The organism is Risungbinella massiliensis, assembly GCF_000942395.1.
GTDB lineage: Bacteria > Bacillota > Bacilli > Thermoactinomycetales > Thermoactinomycetaceae > Risungbinella > Risungbinella massiliensis.
In genome coordinates this window covers 428,190-453,406 of sequence record NZ_LN812103.1, presented here as the reverse complement: position 1 = coordinate 453,406, position 25,217 = coordinate 428,190, and the positions used below count along the sequence as shown (strand labels likewise).

The 25,217-nt window shown below is 40.7% G+C and carries 26 protein-coding genes; 11 read left to right on the top strand and 15 right to left on the bottom strand.

The genetic code is table 11. From position 1 onward, the window contains the following. Positions 1 to 233: 233 nt before the first annotated feature. The 3 genes from VJ09_RS13375 to VJ09_RS13365 form a co-directional block, all read right to left on the bottom strand. Positions 234 to 509, bottom strand: coding sequence for a spore coat protein GerQ (locus tag VJ09_RS13375; RefSeq protein ID WP_052807400.1), 276 nt, complete (start codon positions 507 to 509; stop codon positions 234 to 236). A gap of 36 nt (positions 510 to 545) precedes the next feature. Further along, positions 546 to 974 (bottom strand): cell wall hydrolase, encoded by a 429-nt coding sequence (locus tag VJ09_RS13370; protein WP_044642173.1) that lies wholly within the window; start codon positions 972 to 974, stop codon positions 546 to 548. Positions 975 to 1,175: 201 nt separating this feature from the next. Next, entirely contained in the window at positions 1,176 to 1,943 is a 768-nt protein-coding gene (locus tag VJ09_RS13365) for a sulfite exporter TauE/SafE family protein (protein WP_044642172.1), read from the bottom strand. Between the two features lie 275 nt (positions 1,944 to 2,218). Between VJ09_RS13365 and VJ09_RS13360 the strand changes: the two genes are divergently transcribed. Both VJ09_RS13360 and VJ09_RS18530 read left to right on the top strand, forming a co-directional pair. Further along, positions 2,219 to 3,712: a sodium-dependent transporter gene (locus VJ09_RS13360; RefSeq protein ID WP_044642171.1), complete on the top strand. Its 1,494-nt coding sequence runs from the start codon at positions 2,219 to 2,221 to the stop codon at positions 3,710 to 3,712. Positions 3,713 to 3,727: 15 nt separating this feature from the next. Further along, the gene (locus VJ09_RS18530) at positions 3,728 to 3,832 is read left to right on the top strand and encodes a MetS family NSS transporter small subunit (protein WP_147635508.1); all 105 of its coding nucleotides are present in this window, start codon (positions 3,728 to 3,730) and stop codon (positions 3,830 to 3,832) included. Positions 3,833 to 3,928: 96 nt separating this feature from the next. On the opposite strand, the gene VJ09_RS13355 is transcribed toward VJ09_RS18530, so the two are convergent. After that, entirely contained in the window at positions 3,929 to 5,512 is a 1,584-nt protein-coding gene (locus tag VJ09_RS13355; RefSeq protein WP_052807399.1) for an amidohydrolase, read from the bottom strand. Positions 5,513 to 5,709: 197 nt separating this feature from the next. Between VJ09_RS13355 and VJ09_RS13350 the strand changes: the two genes are divergently transcribed. The 5 genes from VJ09_RS13350 to VJ09_RS13325 all read left to right on the top strand — a co-directional run bounded on the left by VJ09_RS13350 (position 5,710) and on the right by VJ09_RS13325 (position 9,644). After that, positions 5,710 to 6,930 (top strand): DNA polymerase IV, encoded by a 1,221-nt coding sequence (locus tag VJ09_RS13350; protein ID WP_044642170.1) that lies wholly within the window; start codon positions 5,710 to 5,712, stop codon positions 6,928 to 6,930. Further along, on the top strand, positions 6,927 to 7,265 hold the full coding sequence (locus VJ09_RS13345; RefSeq protein ID WP_044642169.1) for a YolD-like family protein: 339 nt from the start codon (positions 6,927 to 6,929) through the stop codon (positions 7,263 to 7,265). Before VJ09_RS13350 ends, VJ09_RS13345 begins: the two co-directional genes overlap by 4 nt. 317 nt (positions 7,266 to 7,582) lie before the next feature. Further along, positions 7,583 to 7,861: a hypothetical protein gene (locus VJ09_RS13340; RefSeq protein WP_044642168.1), complete on the top strand. Its 279-nt coding sequence runs from the start codon at positions 7,583 to 7,585 to the stop codon at positions 7,859 to 7,861. Continuing rightward, entirely contained in the window at positions 7,858 to 8,394 is a 537-nt protein-coding gene (locus VJ09_RS13335) for a DUF4871 domain-containing protein (RefSeq protein WP_044642167.1), read from the top strand. The genes VJ09_RS13340 and VJ09_RS13335 overlap by 4 nt, the downstream gene beginning before the upstream one ends. Positions 8,395 to 9,317: 923 nt before the next feature. Beyond that, positions 9,318 to 9,644, top strand: a complete 327-nt coding sequence (locus VJ09_RS13325) for a hypothetical protein (protein ID WP_044642165.1) — start codon at positions 9,318 to 9,320, stop codon at positions 9,642 to 9,644. 295 nt (positions 9,645 to 9,939) lie between these two features. On the opposite strand, the gene VJ09_RS13320 is transcribed toward VJ09_RS13325, so the two are convergent. The 9 genes from VJ09_RS13320 to VJ09_RS13280 all read right to left on the bottom strand — a co-directional run bounded on the left by VJ09_RS13320 (position 9,940) and on the right by VJ09_RS13280 (position 18,192). Next, entirely contained in the window at positions 9,940 to 10,866 is a 927-nt protein-coding gene (locus VJ09_RS13320; protein WP_044642164.1) for an ADP-ribosylglycohydrolase family protein, read from the bottom strand. A 49-nt stretch (positions 10,867 to 10,915) separates the two neighbouring features. Continuing rightward, positions 10,916 to 11,398: a GNAT family N-acetyltransferase gene (locus tag VJ09_RS13315; RefSeq protein WP_052807398.1), complete on the bottom strand. Its 483-nt coding sequence runs from the start codon at positions 11,396 to 11,398 to the stop codon at positions 10,916 to 10,918. A 204-nt stretch (positions 11,399 to 11,602) separates the two neighbouring features. Beyond that, a complete protein-coding gene (locus VJ09_RS13310) occupies positions 11,603 to 12,037 on the bottom strand; it encodes an NUDIX hydrolase (RefSeq protein WP_044642163.1) in 435 nt (144 codons plus the stop codon). 245 nt (positions 12,038 to 12,282) lie between these two features. After that, positions 12,283 to 12,747, bottom strand: coding sequence for a 2-thiouracil desulfurase family protein (locus VJ09_RS13305; protein WP_044642162.1), 465 nt, complete (start codon positions 12,745 to 12,747; stop codon positions 12,283 to 12,285). 151 nt (positions 12,748 to 12,898) lie between these two features. Beyond that, entirely contained in the window at positions 12,899 to 14,437 is a 1,539-nt protein-coding gene (gene rlmD / locus VJ09_RS13300) for a 23S rRNA (uracil(1939)-C(5))-methyltransferase RlmD (RefSeq protein ID WP_082050641.1), read from the bottom strand. Between the two features lie 153 nt (positions 14,438 to 14,590). Next, positions 14,591 to 15,367 carry an aldo/keto reductase gene (locus VJ09_RS13295; RefSeq protein WP_044642894.1) on the bottom strand — a complete coding sequence of 259 codons (777 nt, stop codon included), beginning with the start codon at positions 15,365 to 15,367 and terminating at the stop codon, positions 14,591 to 14,593. Between the two features lie 254 nt (positions 15,368 to 15,621). Continuing rightward, positions 15,622 to 16,626, bottom strand: a complete 1,005-nt coding sequence (locus VJ09_RS13290) for a fumarylacetoacetate hydrolase family protein (RefSeq protein ID WP_052807397.1) — start codon at positions 16,624 to 16,626, stop codon at positions 15,622 to 15,624. A gap of 49 nt (positions 16,627 to 16,675) precedes the next feature. Beyond that, positions 16,676 to 17,806, bottom strand: coding sequence for an MGDG synthase family glycosyltransferase (locus VJ09_RS13285; protein WP_044642161.1), 1,131 nt, complete (start codon positions 17,804 to 17,806; stop codon positions 16,676 to 16,678). Positions 17,807 to 17,916: 110 nt separating this feature from the next. Beyond that, complete coding sequence (locus VJ09_RS13280; protein ID WP_044642160.1) at positions 17,917 to 18,192, bottom strand: alpha/beta-type small acid-soluble spore protein; 276 nt, start codon at positions 18,190 to 18,192, stop codon at positions 17,917 to 17,919. Positions 18,193 to 18,424: 232 nt separating this feature from the next. Here VJ09_RS13280 and VJ09_RS13275 point away from each other — a divergent pair, with 232 nt between their 5' ends. Together VJ09_RS13275 and VJ09_RS13270 are read left to right on the top strand one after the other, a co-directional pair. Then, on the top strand, positions 18,425 to 20,251 hold the full coding sequence (locus VJ09_RS13275) for an arabinofuranosyltransferase (protein WP_044642159.1): 1,827 nt from the start codon (positions 18,425 to 18,427) through the stop codon (positions 20,249 to 20,251). Positions 20,252 to 20,395: 144 nt separating this feature from the next. Continuing rightward, positions 20,396 to 20,977, top strand: coding sequence for a hypothetical protein (locus VJ09_RS13270; protein WP_044642158.1), 582 nt, complete (start codon positions 20,396 to 20,398; stop codon positions 20,975 to 20,977). Between the two features lie 71 nt (positions 20,978 to 21,048). Here VJ09_RS13270 and VJ09_RS13265 read toward each other — a convergent pair whose 3' ends face one another. Continuing rightward, complete coding sequence (locus VJ09_RS13265) at positions 21,049 to 22,236, bottom strand: YhgE/Pip domain-containing protein (protein ID WP_044642157.1); 1,188 nt, start codon at positions 22,234 to 22,236, stop codon at positions 21,049 to 21,051. Positions 22,237 to 22,418: 182 nt separating this feature from the next. Between VJ09_RS13265 and VJ09_RS13260 the strand changes: the two genes are divergently transcribed. After that, positions 22,419 to 23,027: a TetR/AcrR family transcriptional regulator gene (locus VJ09_RS13260; protein ID WP_044642156.1), complete on the top strand. Its 609-nt coding sequence runs from the start codon at positions 22,419 to 22,421 to the stop codon at positions 23,025 to 23,027. An 80-nt stretch (positions 23,028 to 23,107) separates the two neighbouring features. Then, positions 23,108 to 23,917 (top strand): AAC(3) family N-acetyltransferase, encoded by an 810-nt coding sequence (locus VJ09_RS13255; RefSeq protein ID WP_044642155.1) that lies wholly within the window; start codon positions 23,108 to 23,110, stop codon positions 23,915 to 23,917. Between the two features lie 217 nt (positions 23,918 to 24,134). On the opposite strand, the gene VJ09_RS13250 is transcribed toward VJ09_RS13255, so the two are convergent. Continuing rightward, on the bottom strand, positions 24,135 to 25,172 hold the full coding sequence (locus tag VJ09_RS13250) for a PTS sugar transporter subunit IIC (RefSeq protein ID WP_044642154.1): 1,038 nt from the start codon (positions 25,170 to 25,172) through the stop codon (positions 24,135 to 24,137). Positions 25,173 to 25,217 lie beyond the last annotated feature (45 nt).

Below are 25,217 nucleotides of genomic sequence, written 5' to 3'. Positions count from 1 at the left end.
AAAGTCGCGATCTATTACTGTGATCGCGACTTTTTTTTGTAGATTTTCTATTATACGTTCCGAATCGTATAGCTCTCGGTCTGCTTTATTCTGGAAGAATAACTCTTATTCCCAGAGCTGAACTAGTTATACTGGGAAAAAAGCACTAGATAAGCCAATGCTCTCTCGCAAAAAAGGAGCCGATTTCTCGACTCGTTCTCTCTAGATTATTTATTTGGCTTACTTAGTGTCTCTTAGTCAAAGACCACATAATCGACGTGAATATTAAATAGCAAACGATCTTTACCATTTTCTTTGTCTGTAATTAAGATAAAATCGCGTCCTACCTCTTTTAACCTTCCTCTGGTAACAATGGCATTCCACTTATTGTTATTCTCATATGTTTGATAAACCGTGATGTCGCGTCCTAAGTTTCGTTGAAGCAAATCTTCCGAAAACATCCTCTCAGGTCGCTGTTGCTGAGTCTCTCTTATTTGGGCTTGCGGTTGCGCCGGATAATACCAATACATTTCTTTCTCCTCCCAACTATTCAGGTAAAATCCATCTTAATATCGATAGACTTTTGGGCAGTCTCTTGGAGTGGGAATGAAGAAACAATGGCTTTTGTAACGTCCACTGTTCCTCTGTCCATACCAAGTAGGTGGACAGTTTCCAGTTGGACGATAGAACCAGAGAGAATATTTAGCTGGATCAGCGCGCCAACCATTAATAACTTTTCTAGCTAATCGGATCTCCCGTCCTCGAGCCGCTTGATAAAAATACGGTAATTGAACGGATTCATATCCACCAGGACTCTGGAAAACCATTCTAGTAACCGTTCCGATGTTTTTAAAATCTAAGCAATCTTCTAGTACCCGGTTTACACTGGTGTTTCCAACCAGAAGCATCGCTTGATCTCCTTCTCCTTCTGCCTCTGCACGCATAAGCCGAGCTAATAACTTCACTTCCTCACTCGTTGCACGGATGACTGGCATACGAACCACCTCCGCACATTTCTATGCGTTTAGGTAGGCGATCATGCGCTTATTTGGTAAATGTATTTTAGAACCCATTTCAAGAGTCAAATAACAAAAAAAGAATCTTGATCTATGGGTCTTTGATCGAGATTCTCAAAAGTAGTGGTATTCCAAAAAGGAAGAACAAGATTGTATTTTTAAATTTTTTAAGCTTCTATATTACCCATGTAAAAGATCCCAACACTGCTTACTGATTAACAAGACGGAAACACTCACAAATAGCCATTTAACATATTTGGTACCGCTTTGGATGGCAACCTTGGTACCTACCAGTGCTCCCACAATCATCGATATTCCCATAATAATTCCGTACGTATATTGGATTGAATCAAGATAAGCAAACATAATAACAGCAGCTAAATTACTAGCAAAGTTCAAGAGGCGCGCATTGGCCGCCGCTGTCAAGAAGGAGTAGCCGATCATCAAAAAACTAAACATGAGAAAAGAGCCTGTCCCAGGTCCAAAGAAGCCATCATAAAAACCAAGACCAAAGGAAGCAGCTACGATAAAGATACCTGTTTTCCAAGTAAGATCTTGATATTTATTCTCTGAACCCCAATCTTTTTTGAAAATGGTATAGATCGTCACTAAAATCAAGAGCACAATGATGAGCGGACGTAACATGTCAGAAGGAAGATACCGTACCACAAAGGCACCACAAGCCGAACCAATAAAAGTAAGTGGAAACAACTTCCATACCAACTTGGTATCCATCTTCTTTGATCGTAAAAAGGAGATAGTACTGGTGAAAGATCCCATACTACTTGCAAGTTTATTTGTTCCAAGTGCAAGAGATGGTGGCATTCCGGTCATGAGTAAAGCAGGTAATGAGATCATTCCACCTCCTCCTACAACGGAATCTACAAAAGAAGCCAAAAATCCTGCCATTACTAAAAATACGATCATCTGAACACTCAAATCTTCCATACTGATCCTTCTTCCTTGGCAAAACGTGGTTGTTAAATACAAAAATAAATACTTTCATTATTTAATCACATTTATTTCGAGAGTGAAAGAATAGAAAAATGCCATAATGCTTCATTCGATATTTTTGGAATAAATTACTATGTTAAAAAATTATACTTTTTTTCGTGCAAAATTTGATCAAAATATGTATAATTCATTAAATATAAATACTCTTAGTCAGTCTAAATAGTTTTATTATTTAGACTTATTAGAGAAAAAGAAGGAGGAACAATCTTATGGAGCAAAAAGAACAATGGGGCTCACGATGGGGATTTATCCTAGCTGCTGTTGGTTCAGCGGTTGGTTTAGGAAACATTTGGCGCTATCCGTATGTCGCTTATGAAAATGGTGGGGGAGCATTTCTAGTCCCATATTTGATTGCACTATTCACCGCCGGAATTCCAATCTTGCTCTTGGAATATGCAATCGGTCATAAAGGGAGAGGTTCTACGCCTCAATCGTTGGCAAAATTGTCTAATAAATTTGAATGGTTAGGCTGGTGGCAAGTACTCGTTTCTTTTGTCATCGTCACTTATTATATGGTCATTATCGGCTGGGCTGCTAGTTATGCTTATTTCTCCATTGGAACGCAATGGGGCAATGATACAGAAGACTTTTTTATGAACCAATTCCTCCATATCAGTGACGACGTTTGGAGCTTTGGTGGAATTCAATGGAATGTACTACTTCCCGTAGTAATCATTTGGGTACTGGCTTACTTTATCATGCGTCGTGGGATCCAAAAGGGAATCGAAGTTGCTAGCCGCATCTTACTTCCAATTCTCGTGCTTATGATGGTTTTAATCACAGTTCGTGCTGTTACGCTACCAGGTGCTACAGAAGGGCTGGACGTGTTACTAACTCCGGACTTCAGTAAAATGCTAGATCCTAGTGTTTGGGCAGCAGCATATGGCCAAGTCTTCTTTTCTTTAAGTCTTGGTATGAGTATTATGATCACTTATGCTTCCTATTTGAAAAAAAATAGCGATTTGTCCAACAGTGGATTGATTGCTGCTTTTGCCAACAGCGGATTCGAGTTCTTATCAGCTATTGCCGTGTTTGGTGCTCTTGGCTTTTTAGCTGCGCAGCAGGGTGTTTCCGTAGATGAAGTAGTATCTCAAGGGATCGGTTTGGCATTTGTGGTCTTCCCTAATATTATTAATGCTTTTCCAGGATTTAACGCATTCTTTGGTATCATGTTCTTTGGGTGTTTAGTTTTCGCAGGATTTACGTCTGCTATATCCTTACTACAACCTGGTATTGCAGCATTCCAACAAAAATTTGGAATTAGCCATAAAGCAGCAATCAACTGGATTTGTGGACTTGGTTTCTTAGTAACGGTACTCTATACAACCAACAGTGGTTTGATGGTACTCGATATCGTGGATCACTTTATCAATATTTTCGGTATCTTATTCAGTGCTTTCATCTCCGTCATCCTAGTGGGCTGGTTTGCGAAACAATTACGACCATTACAAGATCATATCAATAGCGTGTCTGATATCCGAATTGGTTCTTGGTGGGTTGTGGTACTTCGCTTTATTGTTCCAGTAGTACTTGGCTATATTCTAATCCAATACACTATTGAAGAAGTGGCAAAACCATATGGAGGTTACCCTGTTAGCGCTTTGATCACCTTTGGTTATGCATTCATGGTTTTATTGTTAGTTGCCGGATTTGTATTACAAAGAGGTAGTTGGAAAGGGTTAAGCCCAGATCAAGATAACTAGAAAGAGGTGGGATAGATGAGTATCAGCGCATGGATTATGTTAATATTGGGCGCAACATTGCTTTGGGGTGGTTTAGCTTATTTCCTCTTTCACGCCTATCGAGCCAATCAACCAAAATAGTGCAAATAAAAATAAAAAAGAGCCCTTTCCTTCTATTATATGAAGGAGGGTTCTTTTTTATTTTCCATCTAAATCGATTTAAACCATTTAACTCCACTATTCTGCCTGGTATGCTATCTCTCCATTGCAGATCGTATGTGTAACGTTCGCATATTCTCCTGTTTCCGAGTCTATTGGGCGATCCCAAACAGTGAAATCAGCATAATAGTCTACTGCGATTTTGCCTCGTTCCTTTTCTTCTCCTACTGCATATGCACTACCTGTTGTATACATTGCCAAAATTTCCGCCCATGTCAGCGATTCTGGAGAGCTTGTTTTTCCATCCCAGTCTAATCTACGCAGCGCCGCCTGAATGGTATAGATAGGGGCTACTTGTTCTATAGGAGCATCAGTACCAGCAGCACAGGGAATTCCCTTTTGCAAAAGTGTTTTCCACAGGAAAGATTGTGCAAGTCGCTTTCTTCCAAGCCGCTCTGGTAGCCAAGTACGATCGCTTTGAGCAAACAGAGGTTGGAGGTCCACGATAATTGGTAATGAAGCAATCTGGTCGACAAGTTCTGGCGATAAAATACAAGCATGAATTAGCCGATGTCGAAGAGTAGTCTCTGGAGGTGCAGGAATTTGGCGCATCGTCTCTACCACTTGCTGTGTCGCTTGATCTCCAATCGCATGTACCGCAATCGGTAAACCAATCTCGTTGGCATTTCTAGCAATCTGCTGTATCTCTTCATCATTGTGGATCGAGAGCCCCGTTGTGTTAGGGTCATCTAGATACGGCTCTGTTAGCCATGCGGTTCTCCCACCTAATGACCCATCGGAAAAAAGCTTAATTGCTCCGACGCGGAAAAAAGGGCTATCTACTAACCTACGCCAAGTTCGATCTTCTACCTGTTCTAGATAAGGATAGTAAATTAAATGATGAGTACGTAGTCGTACTCCTTCTTCGTGTAGTTCCTGCATGATCTCATTTAACAACTCCGCATCTTTCACTAGACGCATATCTTCCGTATGTACTCCAGTCAAGCCCCCTGCCAATGCTTCGCGCATCGCCCGACGAAAAATCTCTTTTATCTCTAATTTGCTCGGCTCCGGGATCGCATGATGAAACGGAAATGATGCATTCTCATAAACTAACCCATCCCAACGTCCTGTTAGGTCTCTTCCATACCTACCTTCTGCTGGGTCTTCCTCATGAGGACGTACTCCTGCTCTATGGGATGCCAAGGTATTGGCTAGATAGACATGGTGGCAGACGCGAATGAGCAAAATCGGGTGATGAGGAGCTACTTGATCTAACTCCTCCAATGTAGGGATCTCCCCTTGAAACTCTGCCTCATTCCAGCCTTGTCCTACAATCCAAGACTCAGGTTTGATCTGATGGGCGGTAGCTCGAACCCGCTCTAACAATTCCTGTTTGGAAGAAGCACCTGATAAGTCAAGAGCGAGTAACTTTTGCCCTAATAAAGAAAGATGAAGATGACTATCTACCAATCCAGGGGTAAGATAGCCTCCGGCTAAATCGATCTTCTCCACATCAGGTCGACCATACTGGAGCAAAATTTCTTTACGCGAACCCATTGCTTGGATACGGCCGTTTTCTAGGTAGATAGCTTCTAGAGCTTGGTGTGGAAATAGATGATTTGGCATGATGAAATGATGAAGTATTTTCTTGGATGTCATGGAATACCTCTTTTTCAAGTAATCTCTCTTATTGTAAACAAAAACAAAAGAAAGAACTCTGCTCTGTTTTAGCAAGGTCGTGTAATTTTCCATTTGGCAATCCTCTTCTCTTGGAATCTTTTCTCAGTATAAACCGAACATCTATTCGCATATAATGGAATTACATACATATGTTCGCATAGGAAGGTTGAGAGAAGATGGTTTTCCTCGTTGATATGCAATCATTCTACGCCAGTATCGAGAAAGCCGAACATCCTGAGCTACGGAATCGACCAGTGGTAGTCTCTGGAGATCCCGAGCGACGTGGTGGGGTGGTACTCGCCGCTTGTCCAATTGCAAAGTCCTATGGAATTCGTAATGCTGAGACACTATGGGAAGCACAACAAGCTTGTCCCGAAGTAGTAGTGGTACGTCCACGGATGGAGATTTATGTGAAGACCTCCATCCAACTAACAGAGATATTAGAGCGATTTAGCGATAAAGTGGAACCTTACTCGATTGATGAACAGTTTATCGACGTACGTGGGAGTGAAAAGCTATTTGGAGAACCAAATGAAATTGCGAAGAAGATTCAAGCCGCTATTCAACAAGAGTTGGGACTTTATGCACGAGTAGGAATGGGTCCCAACAAGGTCTTAGCCAAGATGGCATGCGATCATTTCGCCAAGAAAAATAAGTCAGGGATCTTTGAACTGAACTATGAGAATTTGCGGAATGAGTTATGGCCAAAGCCAATAAGTAATCTATTTGGAGTGGGTAGCCGGATGCGCCGTCACTTTGAAAAGATGGGAATTCGTACCATTGGCAATCTCGCACAGTATCCACTAGAACGTTTAAAGCGTCGTTGGGGGATTAATGGCCATGTTCTTTGGATGACCGCAAACGGGATCGATCATTCACCAGTCACCACTCGATCATTTCAAAAGCGCAAAGCTATCGGACACAATATGACACTTCCTCGGGATTATCGGACGGAAGAGGAAATCCAAGTGGTGATCCTCGAACTATGCGAAGAGGTCTGCCGACGTGCACGCAAACATCGATTAATGGGGCGTACCATCTCGGTGGGGTCTCGTGGGGCAATCTATGAGATTCCGACTGGGTTTCACCGTCAAATGACACTAGGTGATGCTACCAACGATACGATGACGATCTTCCATCATGCATGGGAGCTGTTTCTTCAATTCTGGGATGAACAACCTGTTCGCTCGCTCGGAGTTCAGCTGGGACAACTAGAGAGCGATCAGACAATTCAACTCAATCTATTTCAAGACCGGGACAAAGAAATGCGGATTGGCTATACAATGGATGCGATCAAAGAACGCTTCGGTCCTACATCGATTCTCCGTGCCAGTTCTCTTCTACCTGCTAGCCAAGCCAATGAACGCGCCCGTAAAATCGGAGGTCACTACAAATGAGCAACCAACTACACCGTGGCAATCTCCTTTGGGAGGGTAGTCGTATGTTTTTACCAGAACATCGCGAAATGCTAATGGAGCAACGCCAGAAAAAACGAGAATACCAAGCACCTGAATTGAGCGAAGACCAATGGGAAGAGATGAGCTATCTACTCCAAGAAGCATTAGCCGAAGGACGTCCCCTTCTCGTTACTTACGCCACCCGCTACGCTCCTGAGCAATTTTGTGGGTTTGTGGAAAAAGTAGACCAATGGCGGCAGCAAATCCAAATTTGCAATGGTGAACAAGAGAAAGTGATCCCTTTTGCCAAACTACTAGGAATGGAATGGCCGTAGGACAGACTTGTTAGAGTCTGTTTTTTTGTTCCTAACCAGTATATTTAATATATGTTTAGCCAACTAACGCCTCTACAAAAACAGATGAATCTGCGTTAGACGAGGGAGGATTTCTGCCCTCTCGCAAGTCCGACCTGTCTTGGTACTTTTTCCTTCATAAGTTTCTCTATCCGCCAATCATCATTGACATTACTCCGAAAAGTCGTAAAATAATTTCAACTCATAGGGACGTGAAAGTCTCCGGGAACAAAATCAAACTATCTAAGCTAGGTTGGGTAACGTTTGCCAAGTCTCGAGAAGTAAAAGAGGTATCTCATATGACAAAATCTACAGATAAGTGGCAAGACCAAGCAATTGAGATTAGACAACAATGTTGGCAATATGATGTTCTGACACATGCAATAAATCCTGCTTTTATGGGTAGACCAGCTTGGCCATCTCTGCATCAAGCTTTTGTCAAAGTAAATACTGCTCAATCGGTCAAGTTGAATTTTATTATTCAACACGGTAGCCAAGGAAGAACAAAACTAGTAGAGCTATTTCAAAGACAGGGTTCTTATCATCTCTCTTCCTTAGAGCGAGCGTCTGTAATATGAAAAAGTCCTTGATCATCGTTTCTACCCTCTTCATTTTAGTGACAGGATGTAGCACAGAGACCGCCATTTCAGAGGAAAAGAACACAAATCCTAAAATGACCAATTCTCTAACACCTGATGCACCTCCACCCTTTTTTCAACTATCTGATATACAAAACGTCCTCTGGCAAGAGAGTCCCATCTTCACTTATGAGGGGATCGAACTAAGAGGTACACCAGACAAAATAGGCATTCTCTCTACTCCTTGGAAAGCAGGGAAACCCAATAAATATATGTGGCACTTTTTCGGGGATCACTTACCTAGTGGTACTCTCACCGTCGTAGCAGTACACAAAGAGAGCAATCAAGTAAGCAAAGCTCTAATCCAAGCAGACTCTCTGGAACAAGTCTGGTCCACCTACCCTCTGCCAGAATCGACAGGAAATCATCGTGACCTTCCTGCTAGCATGATGCTTCCTAAAAAAGGGATGTGGGTGCTAAACGCTTATATTGAAGAAAAGCTTTATGAACAAGTGATAGTAAAAGTGGAGTAGCTCAAAAAAAGAGGTTTGTTTCTCATCAAATATATACACATTTAACACATAAAAAACGCTTGGAAACAATCCAAGCGTTTTTAAACTAAAGCACTCCATCAACACAATACTATTTATTAAAGTGGCGGATGTTCCACACCTAAATGAATCCAATCTTCTTATCGCACTTAACTCTCTTTTCAAAATATATGATAAAATAATATTATATCGTGGCACCTCTTTCAGTAGGGCAATCCGACCTGTTGAAAGAGGTGCCACGCGTAAATGCGGACACCTCAAAATAAATTGGGAGGTGTCCGTATATGGGACCCCACTGGGAGAACAAGACATCATGGAATTGTGCAGTTTGTGAGATTGGCGATGGTACGTCCTTAGAAAATCGGCGCATTTGTCCGGTGTGTAAAGCAGAACCGATCCAACCAGAAACACACCTGAAAAATGGCTACATGATCGTCAAAGCCCGATGCAAAAAGTGCCAGCTCATGATCCAGCAAAAACGAGACGATATGTACTCTAACCTCGAGGCTAGAGCCAAAACAGTCCCCTTGACGTTGCAAAAAACGGAAAAAGGACCGTACGTTGTCGTCTGTATCGCAAACTGCCAGGTCTGCAAGACTAAGTACCGGTCCCATTTCTAGGGATTACCCTAGGAAACAGCCAAGCTCCGGCAAGAGCTTGGTTGTATTTATATAGTAGACAAAAAAGGGGTAGAAAGCAAATTTTCACCTGTTTTCCTACATAAGCATCTTGCGCAAAGTTATGGAACCTTCAAATAATATACACAATATGAATTAACTATCTTTTCAAGATATATGCTAGAATATTATATCGTGCCATCTCTTTCAGCAGGGCCATTGATCCTTTTGAAAGAGGTGGCACGCGTAAATGCGGACACCTCAAAATAAATTAGGAGGTGTCCGCTTATGGGACCCGTATGGAAAAAAGCAAATGAATGGAACTGTGCAGTTTGTGAGTTACGTGATGATGTATTATTAAAAGATCGAGAAATCTGTCCGATCTGTAATGAAGAGCCAATCCAACCCAAAATACATGATCATGAAGTTAAGGCTAGATGCAGCAAATGTACAGTAACGATGAAACAAACACACCATGACAAATACTCTTATCCAAAAGATAGAGTACATACACCGAAACGGAAATTGAAAAAAACTCGCAAAGGACCATACATCATCTGTAGCGTAAACTGTCCAACTTGCAAAACCAAATACCAATCCCACTTTATTCTCTAGGCTAACCCTAGGGACACAACCAAGCTCTGCTCAGAGCTTGGTTGTATTTATGATATCTACTTTTTTCTTATCTTGTTATCCTTCTATTACTCTTCATCTGCATAAATTCCCTGTTATTCATGTCCCACTTCCATCTCAGAAGAGTCCTTCAACAATCTATCAAATCTAATAAATGTCTCTGTTCTTTTTTAAGAGGTATAAATACACCTCAAAATCATCTGGATCTTAGCTCCGATTATCATGCGAAATGTGAGTTCCCTGTCATTCTAAGTTTTTATTACAATGTGATATTTCCTCACCCAAGCCATTTTTTCACCAAACCTCCTACTAGCTCTTTCCCCCTCATCTGCTCCAACCACCCCTTAGGTAAGCCATTCATTCCTACTTTCGCTCCGAACAGACCCCCAGCGATGGCAGCATTGGTGTCCGTGTCCTCACCTAGGGAGATCGCCTTTTGGACCACACTACGAAAATCAGGTTGGCGAACAGCAATCCGTACACTTTGTAGGGTGGTAACCACATAACCTCCCCCATCACTAACTGGCTCTTCATCTGGACGTACATTGTATTCCAACTGCTTCAGATATTCAGACTTATGGGTATAATACTGCCGAAGCTTTGCTACTGCTTGGTGGTAGGACGCTTCGATCTCACCTTCTGCTAATACCGCTCGCACCCATAGGGCATAAAGGGCACAGCAGACTTGATTCAAGATATGACCATGAGTTGGAAGCGATTGGCGATGGGCATCTTCTATTAGACTCTGATCACTACCTTGATGCCAGAGTGCAAGAGAAAGAACTCGCATCAGGGAACCATTTCCTTTGCCGTCTGGACGAACAAATCCGGCTTGATCCGCCGCAACTCCTCGATCAAAAGCTCGGAGGGAAGTTGCCGTCTGAATTCCAATATCAAACACATTTTGATCTACTGCCCATTTACCTTGCTGATACCACTGGAGTAAGGTGGTCGCTAGATGATCGAGATCTAGATGAGATCGCTCAATTAAACTATCCAATAGACATAGAACATGTGCCCCATCATCCGACCAAGTTCCGCTCGGAATATTTGGATAGCTTCGGACAAACCCGGTTGGTGGAGTCATCTCTAACTGGTCCATCGGCGGTAACAGATCCGCTGAGGTAAACTCATAAGGTACCCCTACGGCATCTCCAATCAAAAAACCCCACAAAGCCCCTAACTGTCTCTCTTTTAACATCATATATATACAATCTCCTCCTAACAAAAAAGCCTCCCTTGCCGGGAAGCCCTTATAGTGCACGTTTTAATACTTGAGTATTGCTTGTTTCGCGTACCATCTCAAAGTCTAGTTTTTGATATAACTCCAGCTCTGGATCTTGTTTGTTCACATTAAGAGAAAGAGCTGGGTATCCTTCCATACTAGCTTGATCAATCAATTTGCGTAATAAATCATAACTTAGACCTGCTCCACGGTATTCTGGAAGCACCATGATCGAGACTTCTGGAGTTTTTTCATCAACATAGGCTAACCCTGGGCTGTTAGACGAGAACTCACGGAACCATGCAGCTCCAATTGGTTCCTTGCTCGCCTTCAGTTCAATGATAAACCCGATATCGCCCATTTGTCCCCAGTTGTTCAGATACCGATCAATTGCTTCTTTTTTTGTTTCTTCTGTCCACTCTTGGTCTTCTGGGAACGAGATAGAATGTTCCAAGAAAGTATGAAGCAGTTGTGAATCTTGTGGTTTCATTGTACGTAATCGAAAATCCATACTCAATCGCTCCTTCTAAGGAACTTACCTATCATAATAGAAGAATCTGTTATTCTTTTCGAGAGATATTCCAGAAAACCTGTTTCTCTCACATCAAGTGACGAAAAAATAATACGATCCCAAATAATCAGGCTCAAAATCTATTTTACCCTAAGAATCTTCTACTGAAACGGGCTCATTGTAGAGTTTAGAAGAAGTTAAGGTCTACCATTCCGCCAGATCAAACCATTTGTTTTGGAGATAGTTCGAGATTGCTTGACGTACGTATGGTATTGTGTTCACCGGAAGCTCCTCAACAGGGAAAAAGCGGAGATCATCGCATTTATTCGGTTCTCGATTTTCAATCTCGCCTGACCACTTGGTGATCTCAGCAAAAAAGTCAATCCGCTCGGAATCAGAGCGACGATGCATTACCCCAACCATATGTACATCTGTTTCCTCTATATCTACCCCTGCCTCTTCTTTTGCCTCTCGAATCGCTGCTTGGATCACCGTTTCATCCCCATCCAAATGACCAGCTACCACACTATAATTCCCATCTTGATAGCCTGTCTGAAAACGTCTCAATAAAAGGATTTGATCCCCTTTTCGGAAAAATACATGGATGGTGACAGGAACACAAAAACGCTCTTTCTTCATGACAAGCCTCCTTGATTTCTATTTTTTAGTTTACTCGAAAAACCGAGCAACAACAAGAACGTTAGTTCTTATTCAGATGAAAATTTCACAAAAAAAGACCAAGCTATACCTGATCTTTTCTCACAAAAGTAGCGACCAATCAAACATGGTAATAGAAGGTGATTACTGTGAATACAAGTAATTGTAATGCGATATTAATATTTTTTGTTTTATAACTAAAGAACCCTAGTTATTTAAATCTTTTACTATATCTCAGGAAGTATATTAGGAAGATTTTCTTCTGATATAACTCTAATATGGTTTTTTAAGAGCAAAGCAGTCGTTACACCATTGCCAGCCATCTTTTCATTCTTGAATTCCCCATTATAAATCACTTTACTTCCGCAAGAGGGACTATATTCTTTTAAGACAACTATCGTCGCATTTACTTCTTTGGCTTTTTTTAGTGTCTCATAAGCACCTTTTAAATAGAGATCTGTTACATCCCTACCTGACTTCTCCAGTACTTTTGCTGTTCCTTTGAGAACATCCTCCCCAGTTCCCCCCACTATTTCAGCAGGTTCTCTTGGAGTAGAAAACCCTCCCATTAATTCAGGACAAATAGCTATTGCTTGTCCACTTTTTATCAAAGATTGCACACTATTATCTAAACAATGTGATCCGTTATACCTTACCTCAAAGCCAGCTAGACAAGAACTTACTAAGATCATAACTTCACCACAACTCTCTTCTCTATTCTACCAACAATAAAATGAATACCTTGAAAACCTTCCCTTATGGTACGTTACAGACTCCTTTATTGAATCCCTTTCATTAAGAGCCTCTCCTAATGGAAAGGCTCTTGACTCATTAATACATCTTTTATTTGTCTTTTCTCACAAAAGTAGCAATCGATTCTACATGCGATGTCTGTGGAAACATATCAACCGGAGTCACTTTCGTTAATTGGTAACCTGCTTGAAGAAGCTGATCTGCATCTTTGGCTAGTGTCGATGGATTACAGGAAACATAGACAAGTCGTTTAACTGGATTCTCTATTAATGCCCGCAAGAATGGTTCACCCAATCCTACACGAGGTGGATCTGCTATCACCACATCTGGTCGCAATCCTTCCTTGATCCACTGAGGCAATAACTCTTCTGCTGCTCCTGCCTCATAACGAACATTGGTGATCCCATTTCGCTCGGCATTACGCTTGGCATCCTCAATCGCTTCTACGATGGTATCCATACCAATCACTTCTTTGGCGCGATTTGCCAACCACAAACCAATCGTTCCCACACCACAGTAGGCATCTACTACTCGCTCCGTTCCAGTGAGAGCAGCTGCTTCTTCTACCAGTTCGTATAATCGAATTGTTTGCTCTGGGTTCAATTGAAAGAATGCACGTGCAGAGAGGCCATATTCTAGATGTCCTAACTTCTCTACAATTTCTCGTTCTCCCCAAAGTCGCTTCGTTTTCTCTCCAAAGATAAGAGATGTCTTGTCTGGATTGACATTTTGCATCAGACTTACTACTTCTGGAATACGCTTCGTCACTTCTCGCACCCAATCGTGTACTTCTGGGAATTCATTTTTACTGGTAACAAGAACGATCTGCGCTTCCTTTGTCTGGAAGGCAATCCGAACGATCAGATAACGAATGAGACCACGATGTTTCTTCTCATCGTAGATGGAGACTTTTAGTTCTTGTAGGATATGACGAGCCTTCTCCAAAATCTCATTTAACAGAGGGTGTTGAATCGGACATTCTGATAAATCAATCAAACGATGAGAAGAAGGAGAGTAGAGTCCTGTCAACACTTTCTCTCCTTTTTGGACTAGCGGAAATTGCGCTTTGTTCCGATAAAACCACGGTTCTTGCATCCGTACTGTCTTCTCTAGTGGCACTTCTTTTAGATTGGTATAGCGACGAAAAGCATCTTCTACTAATTCTCGCTTAAGCCGTGCTTGGAATCGTGGGTGGATATGCTGGATCTGGCAACCACCACATTCACCAAACACTGGACAAGGGGCTTCTACCCGATAAGGGGAACGTTTTTTCCAACGAACCGGAGTCGCTTTGATATAATTTTGTGCGACTTCTACCACTTTCACCGTGATCTCCTCACCTGGAATTCCATACTCGACAAAGACCACTTTGCGTTGATAGTTTCCAACACCCTCCCCATTGATCCCGAGACGACGAATTAGGATCGTGAATGTATCTCCTGGAGTAAGTCCTTGACCTTGTTTACTAGTTTTGTGGGAACGAGTTTTATTTCTGCTATTCGAATCTTGAACTACTTTCGATGTAGCTGATGAACTAGCGATATTTCGATCACTTCGTTTTTGGGAAAAACCCTTTTTTGCTTTCGATTTATTCAACTGGATATCCTCATTTTCATTTCGTTCTATCATCCACACAAAAAAGTGTAGATTCTCTCCTCTTAGAGATTCTACACTTTTTCGTATATCATACCAATCATTTCATTTTTGCGAGCTATCATCAATATGATCTTGATTCGAATCGCCTATGTTAGTGACAAAGTTACTCCTGAATCCAGATACGTTCTAGAAAGTATCTGGATCACGGCCGACACGTTGATCTTGGTTCAATGCATCGATTTGCGCTACTTCCTCTGCTGTCAATTCAAAATCAAATAGATCTGCATTGGAGATAATACGTTCTTTACGTGATGATTTAGGGATGGTAACAACTTCATTTTGCAGATCCCAACGCAATACTATTTGAGCTGGGTTCTTCCCATACTTTTCTGCAATTGCAGAGATCGTTGGCTCATCTAAGATTTTCCCTTGCATCAGCGGACTCCAAGCCTCCAGTTGGATTCCATGTTCACGACAATACGTATGTAGAGGTTTTTGAGTAAGACGCGGATGGTATTCCACTTGGTTTACCACAGGAGTCGTCTCAAAGTGTTGTTTTAGATCTTCAAGATGATGAATGTGAAAATTACTAACCCCGATGGAGCGTACATAGCCATCTTGATACAATTTTTCTAACGCACGATACGTTTCGAGATATTTTCCCGTGACAGGCCAATGTACTAGATAGAGATCAAGATAATCAAGTCCTAACTTTTTCCGACTCTCCTCAAAAGCACGAAGGGTGGTTTCGTAGCCGAAGTCATCATTCCATACTTTGGTGGTGACAAAAAGTTCTTCTCTTCCGATACCAGCATCCTTAATGGCACGGCCTACCCCTTCTTCATTCTTGTAGATGGCAGCCGTGTCAATATGACGATAACCAGCTTCAATCGCATCACGTACAGAAGCTTCTACCTCTTGTCCGGAATCCATTTTCCAGACACCAAGTCCCAACCAAGGCATCTCGACTCCGTTATTTAATTTTGTTTTATCTGCTATGTGATTTGCCAAGAAAACACCCTCCTATGTCTAAAAGTCATTCAAAACCAAGAATCAAAATCCACTTTATCGATACACTCGCTCCGGTTGCTTTCGACAAAGTCGCTCCATAGATCAATATTTTCTCCGTTATCCAAATGTTAACTTTGGGCTTCTAAATAAAAAAGTCCTTCTTCTATTTACCACGTTGTTGTGTAAACCAAACAACAACCACCATATCATTTTATGGTATTGGTCAATTGCCCCAAACGCTCTACCTCTAGTCGTACTATATCACCAGGTTCCAAAAAGCGGTGTACCTTTGGACCCAACTCCAAAATACAACCTGATCCTACTGTTCCCGATCCGATCACATCTCCTGGAACTAATTCACAGTTCTCTGAAGCACGGGCAATCATCTGAGCAAACGAAAAGTGTAGATCACCAAGGTTACCCTGAGAAAGTGGTATCTCATTAACGTATGCTTTCATCTCTAATCGCCAATGATCCCCTTGTCTACAATCCTCTAACTCATCTAAAGTGACAATAGCAGGGCCCATAGACGTAGCAAAATCTTTGGCTTTGGCTGGTCCTAATCCTACTTTTACCTCTTGCATCTGAATGTCTCGGATACTCCAATCATTAAGAATGGCGAATCCAAAAATATATTGGTGTGCCTCTTCTACCGATATATTTTTACCTCTTTTCCCAATAATACAACCCACTTCTAGCTCAAAATCCAGCGCTTGACTGTAAGTTGGTTTCGGAATTTCTTCCTGATCTCCCCGAAAAGAGCGATGATTCGAAAAATAAAATACAGGGAAGTGGTACCATTCTGGCACCATATCTAATCCTCTATTCGCTCGAGCGGTTCGCACATGATCTTCAAATGCATAGAAATCTCGGAAGCTCCTGGGTTCTGGAATGGGAGAAAGGAGCTTTACGTCTGAACGATTTAGTGCAAGATCTTCCCCAGCAAATTGCAGTTGATTTAAGTTTTCATTTTCTAGATGCTTTCCTAACTCTCGTAGAAAGCGCCATTCATTCTCACCACGTTCAAGCAATGTCATCATATCTAGGGAGATTCGCTCGCCAGCCTCTCTCCCTTGTGTATAACAAATCCATTCATGGGCAAGTTCTACATCAACCACTTTGTCCTGTATTAAAAAACCGAGACGAGGTGTTGCTTCAGTAGATTGAATAAATAAATCATCTTCCATCGTTACATAACTGACTAACTTCATTTTCTTTCACCTACTCATCTGTCTTTGTCATCGTGAACCCACTGAACTGTTAAGTCAAATAACGAAAAACCTCTGGCTTGGACAATTGTAAGGTCTCTTGCATGATGAGTTTTGCAGCATGATGAGGCGATATCTGGTCAAACGAACGGTTCATCTGTTCTATTGATAAACGCGATGAAAATAACTGCTCTATCTGATTTGGAATTCGATTCCATTGTAGTTCATAGGCAACACGGTGATACAGGAGATACTGTTTGTTCGCCTCCTCTTGTCCAGGAATAGCCTCAAATAACAGCATCGGTAATTTTTTTGCAATCGCTTCAGAGATAGTTACCCCACCCGGTTTGGTAATGAGAAGATCTGCCGCAGACATCCAATCATGCAGATCGGTACGAAATCCCTCAATACGGATATGTTCTCCCCAATTCTCTTGAATCAACTCTTCTCGTAAACAATCGTTGGAACCTGTAAAGATTACAAATTGAAATTGCGGCATCTTTTGCAGTTGTTCTACAAGGGCTGGAATAGGACCATGGCCATCTCCACCACCCATTACTAAGATCACAGGTCGATCTACCGGTAGTCCTAACTTTACCCTCGCGATTCGAGTAGAAGTCTCCTCATAATATTTCTTATGAATTGGAAGTCCCGTTTCTACAACCCTCGTACCAACCTGAAAATGTAGTCGATCTAGCTTTTTACGATCTGCCAGCTTTTTAGGAACACAAAGAACATCTGGTAATCTCCCCATCCAGATCGGATGGAGTTCATAATCTGTAACTACTCCCACCGTCGGTATTCTACACCATCTACTTGGCAACAGTAACAAACCAAACGGGTGAGTTGTCACAATTCTGGTAGGATGAAATTCCTTTAGCATCTGATTAAATCGTCGCCGAATCGTCCAACCTACTTTTTCAATTAACTCACTAGATACATAACGGATTACGCTAGATTGATAAGTCCAGTCATATAGATAATGGTAGAAAAGTGGAAACTTCGTTAGCATCCGATGATAACCAGATTGGAGGAGAGGATGGAAAGACTTCGGGATAAAATCCAGCAAATCTACCATCACTACTTCCACGTCTGGCTGTGTATCAAATTGTAGCTGCAACGCTTTTGCAGCTGCATTGTGTCCACTGCCAAAGCCCATCGAAAGCAGTAGCACTCGTTCCATTTCGTCTTTTCCTCCCTTGTTCCATACTACCAACATTATACTGTTACTTCGTGTTGGAACGGAGGTATGGTTTCATATTTCCCTTTGTTTTACAGAACCTTAGTCTATCCTTAATGTTTTTTTGCCAAACGCTCCATTGACATGCGAATCATTTCTCTGACCAATTTCCCACCCATCGCTCCACCAATTTTGCCTGCATCTTCTGCACGGATATCTGGGTTGTATGAATCCAGAGATATGCCTAGTTGGTTGGCTACTTCTACTTTTACGTCATTTGTGTTGGTTGCATTCATCCCAAGTTCTCGGTTCATCATTTCTGTCTGAAGTCGGTCAAGACCCGCTCTCGCTTCGGGTACCAATAATTTTCTTTTTTTTCGACGAGACAATTGTATCACCTCCCACTTAGTTTGTAACCAAAGTGCCTAATTTAAGCACAAATGAATACATCCTCTGACGATTTAAATGTTTTCCTGCCCCTTCCTGTATTTTTGGTATAGTATCTAGTATCTATAGATTAATTTTGAAATTACTAATGTTCGATCGCTGTACAACACTAGGGAGCATGTACGTTTCACTAAATTTATATTGCAATATTATAAACAGGTGGTTACTTCTTTCATGAACAGAAAACAGATTTATGTTCCATTCATTATATATTTACTTTTCACAGTCGCCATATCCATGACTATATTGAGATTTCCAGTCGGTAGTAGCAAGTTGATGAACTTACTAATTCCACAAACGGCTCTACTCTTTTTAGCTTTCGTATTACTTGTAGTGTTTTACATAACAAAAAATGAACTAACTATAGGAGCACAAGCGAGTTGGATTTGTATTTTCATTCTAGGTTTCTTTATTTCCTTTTTCACTGTCTTTATGTATCGGAACACCTATTTTGGCTTTGGTGGAATAGAAGATGACCTAGAATTTATTACAGCATCCATTACCAAATACAAAGTCTACTGGAGTTGGGTAGATTTTAGTTATCAAGACTTATCAGCCTTCTATCCTCCTTTATACTTCTACATATTAGGAAAAATAGCATGGTTGTTGGACATAGAAGCTTACAAAATGGTTCGATATGGTCTGTTTTTAGAAGCGCTTCTGCTAACGCCATTTTTATATTTTATTTGGTCTAAATTAAAAGGGCACACGTTTGCTCTTCTGTTGACCTTTTGGACAGTTCTCTTTTTTCCTCATGCCTTTCACATGAAACCGTATGAGTTCATCACCATGACTTGTATACTACCTTGGTGGTTTTCCTATGTGGAACCACAAAATAAATACGAAAAAATAGGTAAGCAACATATCTATTTTCTGCTAATAGGAGGAGTATTAGGCGCTCTTTTATTCCAGACATACTATTACTGGTTCTTCTTACTTTTTGTATATCTGTTCCTTCAGATCTGCCACCATGTTTGGAAAAACAAGTCATTTCGAGCAGTATGGCAGACTTATCGTCAAACGTTTCAAGTATTAATCCTCATGTTCTTGGCTAGTTCTTATTTTTTGATTCCGCTTCTAAGCAACTTTGTTTCGTATGGAGTTTTACCTCAGCAGAATCGGTATTTAACCTATTCCATGTTAAAAATCCCTACCTTCACCAATATGGATTTCCAAAATGTCATCCTATTAATTGGACTGGGGAGCCTAATTTACTTCTCTAGGAAAAACGAATGGATGCGAAAGATATTACTACTCGTTATTAGTTGTTACTTATGGGAACTACTCAGCTTAATCGGTATCTTGATCGATAAGCCATTACTTCATTTTAAAATGTTTGTTTTCTTGGAATACCTACTTTTGATTGGTTTTAGTTATCTCCTTTATCACATTACGACTCTGCCTGGTTTACGTGGTAAAAATAATATTCTGATTGGTAGTCTCTTGGTAATGGCTTTCCTGACTCTCGGCCAACACACGATCAAAATCACCGAGTCATTTGATTATCATCAAACAAACGTAGCTTCCAAACCGACAGAGGTAGCAGTCTTAGAAAGACACGATGTCCAAGGAAAAGTCATTTTAACAGATAACAATAAGTTGCAAATGTTTGTTCCGATTTTTGACTTTGTATCGAGAGAGTATGCTTTCTCTCACCATTCAGGTCAGCGTGGTGAACGAATTCAATTTTTACGGGAGTTAGCAAAGTCTCAAAACCCAGAATTTATTGCTTGGATGCTTCGATACAATCGTTTCTCAGCAGTAGATTATGTCTGGTTATACCAAAATCAACTTACCCTTATGGTGGATGCATTTCCTAAGCCCGAATTTCCAAGTACGCAGATCATCTTCCAACCGAATGCATTTCAAGGACCTTATTTTGCGAAAGTGGAAGCGGATCAAAATTTAATCAAGATACAACCCGTACCAAAAGAAATCTGGCATCACTTTAGTCCTGAGGAAAAGAAGCTAGTGAAAAAGTATCAAAAAACAGCAGACTAGATACCACAAAAAATTTGAAATTATTGCTGTTTGACTCTTTTCAAGGTCAAATTCTGTTATATCATAAGGAAAGGCTGTAAATGTAACTTGAAGATTTCAATATATAACCCAAGCTGTCTGGTCTGGATGAAGGAGAGAACGAAGTTGAAGAAACCTATTCTAGCAAGCATGATCTTAGCTACTGCTGTTATGATTAGTGGATGTGCAGAGGAAACAGAGCCGATTACGAGTCAAATGAAGCAAATGAATGAACAATCAGATGTGCTCACCACCCCTGTAGTGGAAGAGAACTTCCAATCGGTCGAGCAATCTGTCCAGATGAATATATTGACACCTGCGGAAAAAGCGGCATATCAAAGTTTCCAAAAAAGCAAATCAGATGCTGCATTACAAAAATTAGAACCTGTTAGCATTGCCAAATTATATATTCAAGCAAAAAAAGACAGAGATTATGCTACTCTGTATGCGCTACATCAAGACCCGAAAGCAGCTGCAAGTACGCTAGAACAATTTGAAACAGAAGAAAAAACCAAATCTGCTGAGTATGACACATTTCTAGCTCCTTTTGCTGGTATATCGAAGGTAAACATCTTGACCTCTGGTGACCAAAAAGAACGAACCAATGTACAGTACCAATTACCAGATCAAACACAATTTAGCTTTCATCTACAAAAAACAGATAAGGGTGTCTGGAAGTTTTTATTCCCAGCCATTAGTGCGAACTAATAATACGAATACAAAAAACATCAGTCGAAAACTGATGTTTTTTTATTTAACCTTTATAACCTTATGTGGAACTAGTTGATATTCGCTTCCATACGCTTCTCTTTTGATACCTTATCAAAACGTAAGGGAGACAGTGCCATCAGTAATCCTGCCCCGCATCCAATCATCCCCAGCGTTTGCATCGCTTCTTGTATCTGATAAGACTCAAAGAAGAAAATGATCCGCAATCCTTCTACTGCAAATTTTAAAGGATTCCAATCATACAGAGCATCTCGTGTAATAGATGGCATAAATTCTGGCGGCAGACTCAGTACAGGCATAGAGAAGAAGAAAAGCAAGATCATAAGCGGCGCTCCTGCAAAACCAAACCAGTTTAGAACACTGCTCTGGATGAGGAAAAATATTATACCAGTAAAAAACAGGTAACCTAGAGTAATAGTAGCATCTGCCACATCAGCATCTAGCACTTTCATTGCGATTAGTAACGATAAACTTGAGATAACCCCTACAAATAAACTTCCACCTAACAACTGAGTGAGCACCGATCCAATGCTAATTCGCCTTTCTGTTGCTTTCCGAATTAGGGTAAAGCAAATCATGGAACTAATAAATGTTGTAATCCACAGTATCTGAGTAAACAGAGTGGGTAGATTTCCATTACCTGTGTAGGCACCAGCAGCGTTCTGTAACTCCGTCTTCACTTCCAGTGGATTCGCCAACATCTGTGCCTGTTCCACAGTAAGAGATACTTTTTGAACTGCTAACTGTTGATAACTATTACTTTGTATCTGTGTATTTACATTGCTCACGATTCTGTCTAAGATCTGATTCACTGCCGTCACTGCTGTATTATTCATTCCTTGATTGATGATCAATTCTAGATTTGGCTTTTGTGGTGTACTAGTAATCAAACTTGCCATATTACGAGTAAAATCATCTACTACGATAATAGCTCCATAGTAGCGTTGTTCCTTCATCCCTTGGATTACTTCTGCTTTGTTCTTGGCTATTGACCATTTGACTGGGAGATTCTCATTTTGTAAAAGCATCGTCTGAAGCTGATTCCCAAAGTTCCCCTTTGTTTTGTTCGGTAACTCTACTCCTTGATCTAAGGTAACAAAGGCAATTGGTACGTTTTTCGGTGTTGGATTGATAGTAGAACCCATAAATGCAAACGTAAAAATTGTTACAATCAGAAGCATCCCCATTAGAGCACCCCAGAACAGTTTGTTTTGAAATGTTTTGCGGAATACATTCATTAATATGTTCCTCCAATAAAAAATAAACAATTTGTTGTTTATTTCATCATTTGTCGATTACAATCTCATTATAGAGATCTCTCTTTCATACTCAATGCGCAAAAAAATATAAATTATCACTTATCCAACAAAGGAAGAATATTTGTAAATTAACAGAGAGATAATCGACAGGAGCTATTAACATGACGAAAAAAACAGACCTTCGAATTATCCGAACTCGCAAGATGATTCGGGATGCATTTCTAGAGCTAATCTTAGAAAAAGGATACGAATCTATCACAATCCAACACATTGCCAACCATGCTATGATCAATCGCGCTACTTTTTATTTACACTACACGGACAAACACAACTTACTTGCCAAAATCAGTGAGGAGACTCTACAAGAGCTATCTGACACCGTTCAATTGTCATTGAATCAAGAAAGGCAAGTGAATGTATCCAAACTACAAAACACGATAGTGAACGTTTGCCAACATATACAAAAAAACGCCCTCTTTTATCGGGCGATGTTAGGACAACATGGCGTTCCTAACTTTTATTTTCGAATACAACAAGTGATGAAAGAAAAATTGCAACGAGCGATTTTAGAATTCCGTATTCCAGAAGAAGAGCTATCGATCCCCAAAGAAATATATATCCAATTTACCTCCTCCGCTTTCGTCGGAATGATTGTCTGGTGGCTCGACCAAAATATGATTTTCTCACCAGAACATATGGCTTCCTTACTTTCGAAAGTGATCACGATGGGTCCAGTTCGAGCATTAGGTTTTACCCCTATTCAGCAGTAGTAGATATGATTTCATTCCTAGGGTAGTAGTCGTAACGATATGTATAATATTTTTTTATTACATAACTGGAGGTTTCTATTTTGAACGAACTCAGCACTATACAACAATCCCCATATCCCAATACGATAGATAGCATTGCACATGATTTAGAACAACTCGGTCTAGAGAGTGGTATGACCATCATGGTTCATACCTCCCTTAGCTCTCTTGGATTTGTATGTGGAGGACCTGTTGCAGTGATCCAAGCATTGATGAAGGTTATTACGCCAGAGGGAACCATTGTGATGCCAGCCTTTTCTAGTGATTATTCTGATCCCGCCTTGTGGCAGAGTGTACCGGTTCCAAGTGATTGGTGGGATACTATACGTGCCTATATGCCAGTATTTGATCCTGCCATCACCCCTACTCGTGGCATAGGAAAAGTTCCTGAATTATTCCGAACGATGCCTAGTGTGAGGAGAAGCTATCATCCTACCTGCTCTTTTACCGCATGGGGCAAACAAGCAGAGTTTGTAACTGCTAACCATTCACTAAATAATGGTCTAGGACAAGAATCACCACTAGCAAAAATCTATCAATTGGGTGGTTCCGTACTATTGCTTGGTGTTGGCTATGATCGAAATACCTCATTTCACCTAGCTGAATATGAAAAGCCAAATCAACTTCTGATTACAGAAGGATCTCCTATCAAAAAAGGAGAAAAGCGAGTATGGAGAACCTTTCAAAATATTGAATTTGAAGTGGAGCTATTTCATCAGATTGGAAGCGATTTTGAAAAGACTGGTTGTGTATCAATGGGAAAAGTAGGACTCGCTTCGGCCAAGTTCTTTTCTCAGCCACAAGCGGTTGACTTTGCTATGAAGTGGTTTCGAAATGATAAAACAGAATAAACACAGTCGTCTTGAAAATAAGACCTAAACAAAGAAACAGACCTCTCTATTTTAGCGAGGTCTGTTTCTTTTGGTGATTTGTATCCAAACTATCTTCATTCTATTTTTTGCATACATTCTTTTTCATAAGACTTTATGAGTATTATAGCTTGTTGCATAAATCAAAGTTAAACATAGGCGCGCCTCTGGCTTTAGGCAATTTACGCAACATGCTCTATTAATCAAAACTCAATTTATAGTCTTCTGTTTTTATTACTTTTAATTTTTTGGAGAAAATATAAATAAGACCAAGATTTAATAGAATCGGAAAAATAAAGAAAGTGCTAAGCATAATGGAAACATTTTTAGTGGTCCATCCGCCTTCCACTAAATTCATATAATTTAGCGGTCCAACAAAACCCGATAAACCAAAACCAGCACTATAAGGAGTACCTTGAATATTTAACACTCCAGCCAAAGCTCCAAGAATCGCGGCAGTGATCAACATAGGAAAAGCGATCACTGGTTTCATAAAGAAGTTTCTCATTTGAATTTTGGGAGAACCTACTACATGCGCTAATGCCGTTCCAAGCGAGTTTGCTTTATAGCTTGCGAAGGCGAAACCTACACCTGCTGCTACAATTCCTAGATTTGCTGCACCCGATCCAACACCGGAAAGCATGATCACAGTTGCTACCCCTACAGTTGAGATAGGAGAAAGGATGATGACACAGAAAACAACTGCAATAATTGCCCCCATTACAATAGGTTGTAGTGTCGTCACATTATCAATAGCAACACCTATGATACCAGTAGAAGTTTTTACATATGGTAGGGTCAAATAGCCAATCATCCCTGGGATTAAAATGCTTAGAGTCGGCATCAAAAGAATGGAATACTCTTTAAATCGATTCCCGATCCATTGAACGAATAGAACAGTCAATGCAGCTGTAAATCCAGTATTAATCACGATTCCAATGCCATTGAGTGCAAATAAGCCTTCAGCAGTTTTTTGAATAGCACCACTACCGACCATTGCCGAAATACCGATACTTGCTATTTGGATCGGCGATAATTGAAATGTAACCCCGACCATCACACCAATCATTACAGGTAACAAACTCATCACAAACATCGTGATATCGAATACATGCTGTAATACTGGAAAATGAGGGATCAATAATTTAAGGATTTCCCCTATGAGAGCATTCGGGATTAAGGAAACGACGATCCCAATACTCATTCCAGTTAACAATTTACTGAAGAAATCTTTCATTCTACCAACCCCCATCTCGTTCATAATTTACATCATTATAGAGAG

Coding starts and splice junctions, on each gene's coding strand:
- VJ09_RS13375 (WP_052807400.1), bottom strand. CDS start 509: ATGTATTGGTATTATCCGGCGCAACCGCAAGCCCAAATAAGAGAGACT.
- VJ09_RS13370 (WP_044642173.1), bottom strand. CDS start 974: ATGCCAGTCATCCGTGCAACGAGTGAGGAAGTGAAGTTATTAGCTCGG.
- VJ09_RS13365 (WP_044642172.1), bottom strand. CDS start 1,943: ATGGAAGATTTGAGTGTTCAGATGATCGTATTTTTAGTAATGGCAGGA.
- VJ09_RS13360 (WP_044642171.1), top strand. CDS start 2,219: ATGGAGCAAAAAGAACAATGGGGCTCACGATGGGGATTTATCCTAGCT.
- VJ09_RS18530 (WP_147635508.1), top strand. CDS start 3,728: ATGAGTATCAGCGCATGGATTATGTTAATATTGGGCGCAACATTGCTT.
- VJ09_RS13355 (WP_052807399.1), bottom strand. CDS start 5,512: ATGACATCCAAGAAAATACTTCATCATTTCATCATGCCAAATCATCTA.
- VJ09_RS13350 (WP_044642170.1), top strand. CDS start 5,710: ATGGTTTTCCTCGTTGATATGCAATCATTCTACGCCAGTATCGAGAAA.
- VJ09_RS13345 (WP_044642169.1), top strand. CDS start 6,927: ATGAGCAACCAACTACACCGTGGCAATCTCCTTTGGGAGGGTAGTCGT.
- VJ09_RS13340 (WP_044642168.1), top strand. CDS start 7,583: ATGACAAAATCTACAGATAAGTGGCAAGACCAAGCAATTGAGATTAGA.
- VJ09_RS13335 (WP_044642167.1), top strand. CDS start 7,858: ATGAAAAAGTCCTTGATCATCGTTTCTACCCTCTTCATTTTAGTGACA.
- VJ09_RS13325 (WP_044642165.1), top strand. CDS start 9,318: ATGGGACCCGTATGGAAAAAAGCAAATGAATGGAACTGTGCAGTTTGT.
- VJ09_RS13320 (WP_044642164.1), bottom strand. CDS start 10,866: ATGATGTTAAAAGAGAGACAGTTAGGGGCTTTGTGGGGTTTTTTGATT.
- VJ09_RS13315 (WP_052807398.1), bottom strand. CDS start 11,398: ATGGATTTTCGATTACGTACAATGAAACCACAAGATTCACAACTGCTT.
- VJ09_RS13310 (WP_044642163.1), bottom strand. CDS start 12,037: ATGAAGAAAGAGCGTTTTTGTGTTCCTGTCACCATCCATGTATTTTTC.
- VJ09_RS13305 (WP_044642162.1), bottom strand. CDS start 12,747: ATGATCTTAGTAAGTTCTTGTCTAGCTGGCTTTGAGGTAAGGTATAAC.
- rlmD (WP_082050641.1), bottom strand. CDS start 14,437: ATGATAGAACGAAATGAAAATGAGGATATCCAGTTGAATAAATCGAAA.
- VJ09_RS13295 (WP_044642894.1), bottom strand. CDS start 15,367: ATGCCTTGGTTGGGACTTGGTGTCTGGAAAATGGATTCCGGACAAGAG.
- VJ09_RS13290 (WP_052807397.1), bottom strand. CDS start 16,626: ATGAAGTTAGTCAGTTATGTAACGATGGAAGATGATTTATTTATTCAA.
- VJ09_RS13285 (WP_044642161.1), bottom strand. CDS start 17,806: ATGGAACGAGTGCTACTGCTTTCGATGGGCTTTGGCAGTGGACACAAT.
- VJ09_RS13275 (WP_044642159.1), top strand. CDS start 18,425: ATGAACAGAAAACAGATTTATGTTCCATTCATTATATATTTACTTTTC.
- VJ09_RS13265 (WP_044642157.1), bottom strand. CDS start 22,236: ATGAATGTATTCCGCAAAACATTTCAAAACAAACTGTTCTGGGGTGCT.
- VJ09_RS13260 (WP_044642156.1), top strand. CDS start 22,419: ATGACGAAAAAAACAGACCTTCGAATTATCCGAACTCGCAAGATGATT.
- VJ09_RS13250 (WP_044642154.1), bottom strand. CDS start 25,172: ATGAAAGATTTCTTCAGTAAATTGTTAACTGGAATGAGTATTGGGATC.